Here is an 11,426-nt window from a genome sequence, read left to right as displayed (position 1 = left end):
CTCCCGCGTGAGGAAATCGCCTGGGACGGCAGCCAGCCGCGGCTGCGCTACAGCACCGATTCCCCGCTGCGCACCACCACCGGCGACCTGGAGGCAATGGCCCTGTTTGCAGGTCAGGGCGCGGGCACCATCCGCCGCATCGTGCCGGCCGCCGAGCGCATCGCGGATATGGTCAGCGCAGCGGAGCAGATCCTCGGACGGCCGCTGTCGCCCCGCAGAGGAGCCACCGCATGAGCAAGACCCCCAGCACCCCGCCCGGCGGCAAGGGCTACGCCTCCTCGCCCTGCATGGCGGAGGAAACCGGCCTTTACGACCCCCAGGCCGCCGCCGCCCGGCACGCCGCCGACGTTGCCCGCTGGCGCAAGGCCGAACGCAGCCGGCTGCGGGCGGAACGGCTCGCCATGTCGGTTGCCGAACGGCAGGCGGCAGGGGATGCGCTGTCCGGGCACCTGCGGCAGCTGCTCAAATCCCGCTCCGGCGGCGCGGACGGGCAGATCATCTCCTTCTACTGGCCGATCAAGGGCGAACCCGACCTGCGCCCGCTGATGGCGGAGCTGCACGCCGGGGGCGCCACGATTGCCCTGCCCATTGTGGAGACCAAGGCCGCGCCGCTGGTGTTCCGGCTGTGGACGCCGGAAACCCGGCTGGTGCGCGGCGACTGGAACATCCCGGTCCCGCCGCCCGATGCGCCGCAGCTGACCCCCGGCATCGTGCTTGCGCCGCTGGTGGGCTGGGCGAACGGCGGCTACCGGCTGGGCTATGGCGGCGGCTATTTCGACCGCACCCTGGCGGCGCTGTCGCCGCGCCCCTTTGCCATCGGCATTGGCCTGGACGCCGCACAGCTGCCTACTATTTTACCGCAACCGCACGACATCCCACTGGACGTCGTTTTGACTGAAACCGGCGAGCAGTTTGCAAACACAGCGTCATGACGAGTACCTGAATGCGTGCGGGAGCGCTTGCTCGGGCCGCTTCTCCGACTAAGGTCCAGCGAACGGACGGTTTGCAATTGCTCCGCAGCGTGGTTTTGAATGTCCGGTCCGGGAAAATCCGCGACGCCGCTGAATTGCCGCTGCTGCAGGCGCGAACAGAGTTTTAGGCTTTCAGAACCTGCATCCGCTGCTGGCGCGTAAGCCTAGTATGTCCGGCACTGTGTGAGCTCTCCGGCTCCAGAACCTCGCAGTCGCAGCGAAGGGCAGAAACGGCGGGCTGCGCCGCGGCACGAATCCTAGACTGGTTGCGCCAAACGCCCGAGCTTGCAAAGGGCGCTTCCTGCGCTTCGCTGACCTTTGTGCGGAGTGCAGCATCGTCCTGGTCGGCCGAGCAGACCTGGAGGTCCCTTCTCAGGAAGTCTTTTGCGTATGCAACAGAGCCTTCGCTGCGCGTCGCATGCATGTCTTGGTTGGGCTGGCTTGAGCCGATTACAACCGGCCTGGAGCGCACTTGCACCGGTTTATCAGTGCTGTACCACCGCATGGCAACAGTGAGCCCAAATTGCAGGATGCTACGACATTGCTCTGATGACCGCTATGGCGCACGGTGTGCTTTCAGAAAGCGAGACCTGCGCAAGCTTGACCTATAAAAACCACCGCGGCCAGAACGGTGGTGGCAACCCGATGTGCCCTCTGCACCGGCATTGGCGACGAGACGGGAAGAGAAGAAAGACGGTATCAGCCGCCCGAGCAGCCTGCTGGCTGCAAAGGCGTGATGATCCCGAAGCCCCTTCCCTTAGGTGAGGGAGAGTTCACCTCGAGATCCAAGATGGTCGCCGAGCTGCCCGGTTGATTGCATATCTCGAGAAAAACGGGGGAATCAGGCGGTAAGTGGACGGCAGGACCTACCGGCTTTACCTGGCCGGGGACTAAGTTCTCAGGCCTGGCGCGCGAGCGCCGCTTCCGCCCGCGGGCCGGTCCGCTCGTAATGTGTCATAGGCGACCAAATCGATATCTGCACACTTATAGCGGTTGACAGTTCGTTGCCGACGGCTAGGCTCTCTATATGGTCAAGAGCGTAAACCCATTCCGGTTTCTTCTTCTGAACCGCCCGGTTCCCCGGGCGGTCTGCGCATAGGCGCGTCTTCGACCACCCGGGGCTTCTCAAATCCTTGAATTGAGAATGCGGGCCTTGCGGCCCCGGGAGACATGTCATGACCATCATCAAGATGAACCAACTGCCTGCGAGCAGTGACTTTCGATCACTCTATGAGGGGACCGCATTGGGTGCCGGTTTTCTTTTGACCGTTGAAGACCGACTTGGCATCGAGCGGCTTCTTCACAGCCGCGGCACCAGAAATGCGCCTAGTCCGGCGCTACTGAACGGGCTCCTGAGCCACAAGTTGGGGATTTCGCGGGGCGCTCCGTGGCCCACCCCGCCGGAACTGGTCGTGGCCGGTTGCCATGTGACTTACATGATCAGCGGCGGGGGCGCGCGCTCGGGTGTGCTGTCGATGAGCCCGGCACCCGCGCCTGGGCGGATCCTCGTCGCATCATTGCTCGGCGCAACCCTGGTCGGCATGCGGAAAATGCAGAAGGTTCCGCTCTTGCGGGATGACGGCCGGATCGAGACGATCGTTGTTCTGGACGTATTTCCGGCACCGAACCACGACGCGGCCTAAGAGTTGCGCGTGGCCCGGATTGTCCAGGCCATCAACCTGATTTGCCACATCAAAGCCCTTGGCTAGCGGGGGCAAGGAGACTTCCATGAAGGAAAATTATTCCGTTTCGCGCGGGCCCGCCCGCCGACCGAAGATCATCATCGCAGATGACTGTGTGGACAAGCTCGAGATGCTTGCCGAGGGCGCGATCCGCCGGAACCCGGAACTTGCAGACCGTTTGCTCGGCGAACTCGGCCGGGCCCGCATTGTGCCGCGCGCCAAGCTACCGGCCAACGTCGTGTCGATTGGCCGCGAGGTCACCTACCGCGATGAGGCCACCGGGCAAGAAAAGACCGTCAAACCGGTTTACCCGGAGGCGGCCGACATCGCGCAGGGGCGGATTTCGATACTGACGCCGATTGCTGTCGCCTTGATCGGCCTAGCAGAGGGCGCATCCCTGCACTGGGATACCCGCGATGGGAAAAGGCGAGTTCTGACCGTTTTGCGCGTCGCGTCCCAGTACGCCGCCGAAAGACTGGAAGCTCAATGAACCGCTATTCCCGGAGGCCACCAGAGCACCATGCCCAACCCGGAAGGAGCCGATCGATGCGCTGACGAAGCCATGCCGCTTCTTCCGGGATATCGTCCGGCGTCGATGCGGCGTCCCGTTTTTCATGTCGAAAGAGAAGCTCATGACCCGTCACATTCCGTTCTCCTGTCCGTCCTGCAAAGTGCAACTCCCTCGTGCGGCCGCACATCGCTGCCCCATCTGCCGCCATGTTCTGGGTGGCCCCACGCCCATCATCCGTATTTCTTGCCGCCGCTGCGGTTCGGAAGTGGAGAGGAACGCCAGAGCCGCCGCAACCTGTGCCCGGTGCCGGTCTAGCCGTCCCTCCCGGCTTCAGCAGCAGGACTTCTGATAGAACAGGTGGGACATCTGCAGAGGCTTGGGCATCCTGCAGCCCCCTCCTTCAGTTGGGGGCACAAGGCAGGGTCCAGATGTTTCCTTGTGCGGTCCGTCTCAGGACGATGGACCAAGCAGGTGGCGCTGATGAGGTTTAGTGAAAGGCACAGAGCATGCCCTCCTCGACAATTTAGGATGCTGCTCCTGCTAAGATCGAGACCTCAACAGCCTCACGGCACAGGCATCGCATGTGGTTGTTAGCCAGCCGCCGAGGGATTGTTTCTGGGCCGACCGAGTACCGCAATGCTCACAGGTCTTCGCAGCTTCCATCTGGGCCTGAGCTATCCGATGGGCGGTGCGCTCGTTGCCGCCGCGCGCATAGAACCGCAACTCACCCAGTTTCTGTTTAACCTGCTGCGCCCGGAAGCGTGTCAGACCATCCTCACGTATGATGTCGGCGAGATCTGCACTAAGGCGCTCAATCAGAGGATACCAGCCCTCGCCACAGGCGAAGCCCCAAGCGAGGCTTGTCTTCTTGATGCTCCAAGGCGGAGGCCCATACACCTCGGGAAACCGCTCCATGATGCGCTGCGCTTCAACAGTGATGTAATGATTTCGGCCGGCCATATGCGGCTCCTTCCAATAAAGTCTACGTTTAAAGAAATTGCATGTTCAATGAAGAATCCGAGCCGCCTCCAACGCTTCCCCCCGAGTGAGCATCCGGATGACATGCCGCAGGCTCAACGGCACTGTCTGACCAGAAATCTCCAGCACCTCGACTACGGCCTCGACAGACGCTTGTGCCAACCCGCGCCTGCCGCCCTCACGGCGGGCAAAGGCTACCAGGTCAGGCACCGGGACAGGTGACAGCTTTATGACCTCCAAGCGGCTTAACAGAGGGGCTGGCAAGGTGGTTAAGGTGTTGCTGGTCAGCACCCAGCTGATCCGGGACATGTCGAACCCGACCTGATAGTAGGGGCATTGCCATGATGCCGCTGAGGATGGCTCCAAAAGGGACAGCAATCCCTCGGAAAGTCCAAAGCTGTTCCCTTTGACCGAAGTTGCGACCCCGGCCTTCTCCACCTCATCCACAACGACAATCGGGTTCGCAATCAGGTGCTTCAGGATCGTCATCAAAGGGCGTCCCGGCTGTGCGTTGGCCCAGCCGCGCTGGGAACCCACGATGCCGAACGACGCCTGCTCTGCCGTCGCCTCTACGCCACAGCGGGGCACACCAAGTGCTGTGCTCAGTTGACGGGCCCACATGCTTTTGCCGATCCCCGGCGGGCCGTCCAGCAGCACCGGAGGCAAGCGAAAGCCCGAATCCCCATTGCGGACGGATCGCCGCATTGACTTCCAAAGGAGATCCGTCGCAGGAGCCATCCAGGGCATGTCGGCATGAATACCAGCGGCGATTTCATCCGCTTGGTCTTCTGTCCGGATCCTGATCAGGCTCACCCCGTTGCGCAGCCCCTCGAGCGCCCTTCGGTCTTCGCGCTTCAGGTGGGCGAGGCCTGCAGCCGCGTCCCGCCGCTCCGCCAGCCTGTTCACCCGGCGGTCTATCCGGTCCTGAACTTCGCGCTCGAAACGAACCTGCATCAAGTCTGTTTCCCACCGCAGGGCGTCCTCCGGGTCTTCCGGCTCCGGCGACACAACACCGCGCTCGAGGGCTCGGCGCTCTTTCAGGAACCGTTCCAGGCGCTGCCGTATTGCCCGACGGTCTTTCTCGACATTGTGGAACTCTGCTTCGATGAATTTGATTTTGGACATAGCTGGCCCTTTCCCGGCGCACTGCGCCGTCCGGCTCCCGATTGCACAGGGTGTGCTCGGGTAAGTGAAGGAAAGAACCTGGCCAGGTTTGAGCTGCAGTCCTGCTCATAACAGCGGTTTCAGTCAACAGGTACAGCGGGCTTGTTCAGTCGAACCGGCCTCGTCAGCAGGCAAAGGGCAACCGAAACCTAAGCCATTGTTTTTAAAAGAAACCACCGGCCGCGCCGCGGCCGGTGGTCATTAAACCCGTGTCGAATGGTCAAAGAAACCCCGAAAATGGTCACGAATTCGCGGGTCATACAATACATCTGAAGCCCCCTGCTCTCAGCCGCACTTAGAATGGCCGCAGCTGCGGCAGGTCATGCAGCCCTCGACCATCTGCATATCGAACTGGCCGCAGCTGGGACAGGCTTTGCCGCGCGGGGCGTTCAGGTTTACCACCTGTGCTTGCGGGTCGGATTTAAGCCCCATGCCCTCGCCTTCCAAAAAGCCGGTCTTGATCATGTGGGTCTCAATCACCCCGCCGATCGCCGCCAGGATCGAGGGGATATACTTGCCCTGCACCCAGGCGCCGCCGCGCGGGTCGAACACCGCTTTCAGCTCTTCCACCACAAAAGACACGTCGCCGCCGCGGCGGAACACCGCCGAGATCATCCGCGTCAGCGCCAGCGTCCAGGCGTAATGCTCCATGTTCTTGGAGTTGATGAAGACCTCGAACGGGCGGCGGTGGCCGTTGATGATGATGTCGTTGATGGTCAGATAGATCGCATGCTCGCTGTCCGGCCACTTCAGCTTGTAGGTATGACCCTCCAGCGACTGCGGACGGTCCAGCGGCTCGGACATATAGACGACCTCGGCGCTGTCGCTTTCATGCGGCGCCTGTGCGGTTTCGCCCGGTGCGGTGTCGGCGCTTTCGCTCACCGACAGGACCGAGCCGGTCACATCGTTCGGGCGGTAGGTGGTGCAGCCCTTGCAGCCCTGGTCCCAGGCCTGCATGTAGACGTCCTTGAAGGCGTCAAAAGAGATGTCTTCGGGGCAGTTGATGGTCTTGGAAATCGACGAGTCGATCCATTTCTGCGCCGCCGCCTGCATCTTGACATGGGCTGCGGGCGGCAGGGTCTGGGCGTTCACGAAATAGCCGGGCAGCTTGGCGTCGGCGCCGAATTTCTCGCGGTACATCTGCACTGCGTAATCGACCACTTCCTCCTCGGTGCGGCTGCCGTCCTTCTGCAGAACCTTGCGGGTATAGGCATAGGCAAACACCGGCTCGATGCCCGAGGACACATTGCCGGCATAGAGCGAAATGGTGCCGGTCGGCGCGATCGAGGTCAGCAGCGCATTGCGGATGCCATGCTCGCGGATTGCCTCGCGCACGTCCTCGTCCATGTTCAGCATGTTGCCGGAGTTGAGGTAGGCCTCGGCATCGAACAGCGGAAACGCCCCCTTCTCCTTGGCCAGCTCCACCGACGCCAGATAGGCGGCGCGGGCGATCGCGTGCAGCCATTCATCGGTCTGACGCGCCGCCTCGTCCGAGCCGTATTCCAGTCCCAGCATCAACAGCGCATCGGCCAGGCCGGTGACACCCAGACCGATCCGGCGCTTGTTCTTGGCTTCCTGAGCCTGCGCCTCCAGCGGGAATTTCGACACATCCACCACATTGTCCATCATCCGCACGGCGGTGGCGACCAGCTCCTGCATCGCCTCCTGGTCCAGTTGCGCATCTTTCTCGAACGGACTGGCCACCAGCCGCGCCATATTGACCGAGCCCAGCAGACAGGCGCCATAGGGCGGCAGCGGCTGCTCGCCGCAGGGATTGGTGGCCGCAATCTGCTCGACATAAGACAGGTTGTTGGCCTTGTTGATGCGGTCGATGAAGATCACGCCCGGCTCGGCGTAATCATAGGTCGCCTGCATGATCTTGTTCCACAGATCACGCGCCTGCACGGTGTGATAGATCTTGCCGTCAAACTGCAGGTCCCAGGAACCGTCTGCCTTCACCGCATCCATGAAATCATCGGTGACCAGCACCGACATGTTGAACATGCGCAGGCGGGCAGAGTCGGATTTGGCGGTGATGAACTGCTCGATATCCGGGTGGTCGCAGCGCATGGTTGCCATCATCGCGCCGCGGCGAGAGCCGGCCGACATGATGGTGCGGCACATCGCGTCCCAGACATCCATGAACGACAGCGGGCCGGAGGCATCCGCCGCCACCCCCTTCACATCGGCGCCGCGCGGCCGGATGGTCGAGAAGTCATAGCCGATGCCGCCGCCCTGCTGCATGGTCAGCGCCGCTTCCTTCAGCATGTCGAAAATCCCCGACATGCTGTCCGGCACCGTGCCCATCACAAAGCAGTTGAACAGCGTCACCTGGCGCGCGGTGCCGGCGCCTGCAGTGATGCGGCCTGCGGGCAGGTATTTGAAGTCTTCCAGCGCGGCAAAGAATTTCTCTTCCCAGGCATCCGGCGATTGTTCCGCCCGCGCCAGATCGCGTGCGATTCGCCGCCAGCTGTCCTCGACAGTGACGTCGATCGGCGTGCCATCGGCCTGCTTGAAACGGTATTTCATATCCCAGATCTGCTCGGCGATGGGGGCGGCAAAGCGGCTCATATGGCGAATCCCTGTGGTCGGTCGTGAATATAGAGTGGGCGACTGGATAGCCGCTGCGGCGCCCTGCCTCAACGGCGTTTAGGTCAATCTTAGCATTTTTTATCTGCAGGCGCACCCTCCAAGACACAAGACCTTGCCCCCGAAGGCCGTCGAGCTACAATATAAAGTTGAAACTCTGGACGACTCTGTGGGGAACCTGTGGATAAGCGTGTGAACCTTGTGAAGCTCTCGGTCGGCACCGAAAGCGTCGAAAGCCTGATGGCCTGGCAGGAGATGCGCCGCCGCGAGCTGCCCGAAGGCCTGCCGCGCCATGTCACCCGCATGTGGCCCAAGCGCGCGGCGGAGATTCTCAACGGCGGTTCGATCTACTGGGTGATCAAGGGGCTGATCCAATGCCGCCAGCGCATCCTGCGCATGGATGAGGCCACCGGCGAAGACGGCATCCGCCGCTGCGCCATCATCCTGGACCCGGAACTGCACCGGACCCATACTGCACCGAAACGGCCGTTCCAGGGCTGGCGCTATCTGAAGACCGAAGACTCCCCCGCCGATCTGCCCGCCGGCAAAAGCCAGGAAGAGCCGCTGCCGCTGGAGCTTTCCCAGGCGCTGGCGGAAATCGGCGTGATCTGAGGCTGTCCGCACTCCCCCCGCGGCACGCCTCGCCAGCGCCGGGCGTCAGCCCGGCGCCCGGCCCAACCGGGGCGGAGGCATCTGTGATGCCTCTGCTCCGGGCGGGAGCCCGCGCTGGAACGCGGGCGGCAGTGCCTACTTGCGGCCTTCCATCAGATCCAGCAGCGTGTTCAGCGCCGCCTTCTCGTCCGGCCGGTATTTGGCCACCCGGCTGCGCCACAGCGTCGCCTGGGATTTCAGCACCAGCCCGTCTGCCAGCAGCTTCAGGTGGTTGGCCCGCAGCGTTTCGCCGGTCGAGGTGATGTCGGCCACCATCTCGGCGGTCTCGTTCTTCACCGTGCCTTCGGTTGCCCCCTGGCTGTCCACCAGCTGGTAATCCGCAACCCCGGCATCGGTCAGGAATTCGCGCACCAGCCGGTGGTATTTGGTGGCAATCCGCAGCCGGTGGCCATGCGTGGCGCGAAAGGCCGAAGCCGCCGCATCCAGGTCATCCAGCGTGTCCACATCAAGCCAGAACTGCGGCACTGCCAGGATCAGGTCGGCATGGCCGAAGCCCAGTTTGGCCAGGGTTTCAACCTGCTGTTCGAACCGCGGCAGCTTCTCCTGCACCAGATCGGTGCCGGTGACACCCAGATGGATCCGCCCGGCCGCCAGCTCACGCGGGATTTCCCCCGCCGACAGCAGCACCAGCTCCATGTTTGCAACCCCCTCGACCACACCGGCATATTCCCGGTCGGACCCGCTGCGCGACAGGGTCACACCGCGTTTGGCAAACCAATCAAAGGTCTTTTCCATCAGCCGCCCCTTGGACGGCACCCCCAGCTTCAGACTCATGCGCGGGCCTCCTCAAGCTGCAGCATCAAATCGGGGCGCAGCACACCGCCCACCGCCGGGATCTCCTCACCGTCCCCCAGCCGCCGGGTCAGCGCATCATAACGCCCGCCGCTGGCGATCGGCGGCAGATCCGGACGCGTCTCGGCATAGAAGCCGAACACAAACCCATCATAATATTCCATCGACGTGCGCCCGTAGGACGCCTCGAAATCGAGGTTATCCACATCCACGCCGCGCGCCTTCATCGCCGCGGTGCGTGCATCCAGCCGGTCCAGCGCCGGGTTTATCTGCGGCAGGTCCACCGCGATGTCGCGCATCTGCTCGGTGGCAAAGGGCACCGTTTCGCGCACCGCCATCAGCGCCTCCAGCGCCAGCAGCTCATGCTCGGCAATCGGCGGCGATTTGGCATCCTCGCGCAGCGCCTCCACCCGCGCCTGCACCTCGGCCGCACGGCGTTTGCCCAGCTGCACCGCAGAGCCGGTCAGGTCGCCCTCGGTTTCCAGCAGCTTCCGGCGGCTCTCCGGCACCGGCACCCGGCCTGCAAACCGGTCCAGCAAAGCCCGGAACCGGCGCGGCCGCCAGATATGGCGCATCAGCGCCGCCTTGCGCTTCTCCGTGGTGTTCAGCCCTTGCACGGCGGCCATCAGAATGCCGATATCGCCGGTTGCCGCCCGCAAGGGCAGCCCGCGCACCTGCAGCGCAAACAGCGCAAACACCTCAGCATCCGCCGCCGCCGCATCATTGCGCTCAAACACCTCATAGCCAACCTGCAGATATTCATTGGGCCGGTCCGGGTCGATCTCCTGACGCCGGAACACTTCCCCGGAATAGGTATAGCGCGCAGGCTCGGCGCCGTGACGCATATGCGCCTCCACCACCGGCACGGTGAAATCCGGGCGCAGCATCTGCTCGCCGTGCAGCGCATCTGAGGTCACATAGGCACGCGCCCGGATGTCCTCGCCGTAAAGATCCAGCAACGTGCCGGCCGGCTGCAGCAGCGGTGTATCCACCACCTGCGCGCCTGCAGCCTCAAAGCGGAGCCGCAGCTGTGCCGCGCGGGCCTGAATGTCAGAACGAAGCGCCATGATCAGCCCTGCCCGTCCAGGATTTCGCGCACCTTGGCAACCAGTTCCGTACGCGGCACTTCAAACTGGCTGGGGCGTTCTTTCCACTCTTCCAATGTGGCGCTTTCGGCAATTCTGGCGCCCAGGATCAGGTCCTTGATCTGCACCACGCCGCTGGCCTTCTCGTCGCCGCCTTCGATCACCGCCACCGGTGAATTCCGCTTATCCGCATATTTCAGCTGGTTGCCGAAATTCTTGGGGTTGCCCAGGTAAACCTCGGCCCGGATGCCCGCATTGCGCAGCTCCGCCACCATCGCCTGGTAATCCGCCATCCGGGCGCGGTCCATCACCGTGACCACCACAGGGCCAGCCGCCTCGGCCGTCAGCCGCCCCTTGGCATGCAGCGCCGCCAGCAGCCGGTCGACGCCGACCGACACACCCACCGCAGGCACCTCCTGCCCGGTGAAGCGTTTCACCAGACCGTCATAGCGCCCGCCGCCCGCAACCGAGCCGAACTGCCGCTTGCGGCCCTTCTCGTCGAGGATTTCAAAGGTCAGCTCCGCCTCGAACACCGGCCCGGTGTAATAGCCAAGCCCGCGCACCACCGACGGGTCGATCTCGATCCGGTCCTTGCCATAACCGCCCGCAGCCAGCAGCTCTCCGATCTGCTCCAGCTCGGCAATCCCCTCCTGGCCCACCGCACTGTCGCCCACCGCAGCGCGCAGATTGGCAATGGTGCCCGCCGCCTCCGCCGCCTTGGAGGTCAGGAAGGCCAGCACCGGCGCGGCCTGATCGTCGCTGAGACCAACCCCGTCGATATAGGCGCCGGAGGCATCCAGCCGCCCCTTGGTCAGCAGCTCGCGCACGCCCGCTTCCCCCACCTTGTCGAATTTGTCGATGGTGCGCAGCACGTCGTCGCGCTTGGCATCTTCGGCGCCAAGACCCATGACCTCCAGCACGCCGTTCAGAACCTTGCGGTTGTTCACCCGCACGAGGTAATCACCGCGCGGAATGCCGACGG

The 11,426-nt window shown here is 63.4% G+C and carries 10 protein-coding genes and 1 pseudogene; 5 read left to right on the top strand and 6 right to left on the bottom strand.

All coding sequences use genetic code 11. The features are described from left to right. The 4 genes and pseudogenes from VOI29_RS17725 to rnk form a co-directional block, all read left to right on the top strand. Window positions 1–234: pseudogene (locus VOI29_RS17725) on the top strand (nitronate monooxygenase); the annotation flags it as partial. Beyond that, entirely contained in the window at window positions 231–932 is a 702-nt protein-coding gene (locus VOI29_RS17720; RefSeq protein WP_323781625.1) for a 5-formyltetrahydrofolate cyclo-ligase, read from the top strand. The pseudogene VOI29_RS17725 and the gene VOI29_RS17720, both read left to right, overlap by 4 nt. 1,214 nt (window positions 933–2,146) lie before the next feature. After that, entirely contained in the window at window positions 2,147–2,614 is a 468-nt protein-coding gene (locus VOI29_RS17715) for a hypothetical protein (protein ID WP_323781622.1), read from the top strand. Window positions 2,615–2,699: 85 nt separating this feature from the next. Beyond that, entirely contained in the window at window positions 2,700–3,143 is a 444-nt protein-coding gene (gene rnk / locus VOI29_RS17710; RefSeq protein ID WP_323781619.1) for a nucleoside diphosphate kinase regulator, read from the top strand. 561 nt (window positions 3,144–3,704) lie between these two features. Here the strand turns inward: rnk and VOI29_RS17705 are convergent. From VOI29_RS17705 to VOI29_RS17695, 3 genes are all read right to left on the bottom strand, one after another. After that, window positions 3,705–4,124: a hypothetical protein gene (locus VOI29_RS17705; protein WP_323781616.1), complete on the bottom strand. Its 420-nt coding sequence runs from the start codon at window positions 4,122–4,124 to the stop codon at window positions 3,705–3,707. Window positions 4,125–4,169: 45 nt separating this feature from the next. Then, complete coding sequence (locus tag VOI29_RS17700; protein WP_323781613.1) at window positions 4,170–5,267, bottom strand: AAA family ATPase; 1,098 nt, start codon at window positions 5,265–5,267, stop codon at window positions 4,170–4,172. A gap of 324 nt (window positions 5,268–5,591) precedes the next feature. Continuing rightward, window positions 5,592–7,877: an adenosylcobalamin-dependent ribonucleoside-diphosphate reductase gene (locus VOI29_RS17695; RefSeq protein WP_323781610.1), complete on the bottom strand. Its 2,286-nt coding sequence runs from the start codon at window positions 7,875–7,877 to the stop codon at window positions 5,592–5,594. Between the two features lie 198 nt (window positions 7,878–8,075). Here VOI29_RS17695 and VOI29_RS17690 point away from each other — a divergent pair, with 198 nt between their 5' ends. Next, complete coding sequence (locus tag VOI29_RS17690) at window positions 8,076–8,507, top strand: DUF1489 domain-containing protein (RefSeq protein ID WP_323781607.1); 432 nt, start codon at window positions 8,076–8,078, stop codon at window positions 8,505–8,507. A gap of 135 nt (window positions 8,508–8,642) precedes the next feature. Here the strand turns inward: VOI29_RS17690 and hisG are convergent, their stop codons facing one another. The 3 genes from hisG to VOI29_RS17675 form a co-directional block, all read right to left on the bottom strand. After that, a complete protein-coding gene (gene hisG, locus VOI29_RS17685; RefSeq protein WP_323781604.1) occupies window positions 8,643–9,341 on the bottom strand; it encodes an ATP phosphoribosyltransferase in 699 nt (232 codons plus the stop codon). Then, complete coding sequence (locus tag VOI29_RS17680; protein WP_323781601.1) at window positions 9,338–10,426, bottom strand: ATP phosphoribosyltransferase regulatory subunit; 1,089 nt, start codon at window positions 10,424–10,426, stop codon at window positions 9,338–9,340. Before VOI29_RS17680 ends, hisG begins: the two co-directional genes overlap by 4 nt. Before the next feature lie 2 nt (window positions 10,427–10,428). Then, window positions 10,429–11,426, bottom strand: a 998-nt coding sequence (locus tag VOI29_RS17675) for a histidine--tRNA ligase (RefSeq protein ID WP_323781598.1), incomplete at its 5' end; no start/stop codon positions are given.

This window comes from Leisingera sp., assembly GCF_034669605.1.
Classification (GTDB): Bacteria; Pseudomonadota; Alphaproteobacteria; order Rhodobacterales; family Rhodobacteraceae; genus Leisingera.
This window is presented reverse-complemented; position numbering and strand designations above follow the sequence as displayed.

Excerpts from the sequence above, each read along its gene's own strand:
- VOI29_RS17720 (WP_323781625.1), top strand. The coding sequence starts at position 231 with ATGAGCAAGACCCCCAGCACCCCGCCCGGCGGCAAGGGCTACGCCTCC.
- VOI29_RS17715 (WP_323781622.1), top strand. The coding sequence starts at position 2,147 with ATGACCATCATCAAGATGAACCAACTGCCTGCGAGCAGTGACTTTCGA.
- rnk (WP_323781619.1), top strand. The coding sequence starts at position 2,700 with ATGAAGGAAAATTATTCCGTTTCGCGCGGGCCCGCCCGCCGACCGAAG.
- VOI29_RS17705 (WP_323781616.1), bottom strand. The coding sequence starts at position 4,124 with ATGGCCGGCCGAAATCATTACATCACTGTTGAAGCGCAGCGCATCATG.
- VOI29_RS17700 (WP_323781613.1), bottom strand. The coding sequence starts at position 5,267 with ATGTCCAAAATCAAATTCATCGAAGCAGAGTTCCACAATGTCGAGAAA.
- VOI29_RS17695 (WP_323781610.1), bottom strand. The coding sequence starts at position 7,877 with ATGAGCCGCTTTGCCGCCCCCATCGCCGAGCAGATCTGGGATATGAAA.
- hisG (WP_323781604.1), bottom strand. The coding sequence starts at position 9,341 with ATGAGTCTGAAGCTGGGGGTGCCGTCCAAGGGGCGGCTGATGGAAAAG.
- VOI29_RS17680 (WP_323781601.1), bottom strand. The coding sequence starts at position 10,426 with ATGGCGCTTCGTTCTGACATTCAGGCCCGCGCGGCACAGCTGCGGCTC.